Origin of the sequence: Microvirga pakistanensis, from assembly GCF_004458765.1 — a bacterium.
GTDB classification, from domain to species: Bacteria; Pseudomonadota; Alphaproteobacteria; order Rhizobiales; family Beijerinckiaceae; genus Microvirga; species Microvirga pakistanensis.
Genome location: NZ_SPJX01000681.1, coordinates 1 through 223 on the forward strand (window position 1 = coordinate 1; position 223 = coordinate 223).

The 223-nt window shown below is 68.2% G+C and carries 1 protein-coding gene; it reads left to right on the forward strand.

Going from position 1 to position 223, the window contains the following annotated elements; translation table 11 throughout:
* A partial coding sequence (locus tag E4K09_RS26715; protein WP_134500664.1) for a LemA family protein occupies window positions 1-215 on the forward strand: 215 nt, incomplete at its 5' end.
* Between the last annotated feature and the right edge of the window lie 8 nt (window positions 216-223).

Sequence of the window (223 nt, forward strand, 5' to 3'; positions counted from 1 at the left end):
CCAACTTCCTGGCCCTGCAATCGCAGCTGGAGGGCACGGAGAATCGCATCGCGGTGGCGCGCCGCGACTACATCACGGCGGTGCAGGCCTACAACACGGAGCTGCGCACCGGTCCCGGTCGCTGGATCGCGTCGGTCGTCTACCCGGACGCCAAGCCCATGGAGACCTTTACGGCCACCGCCGGCTCCGAGCGGCCGCCCGAGGTCAAGTTCTAAGCCGATGG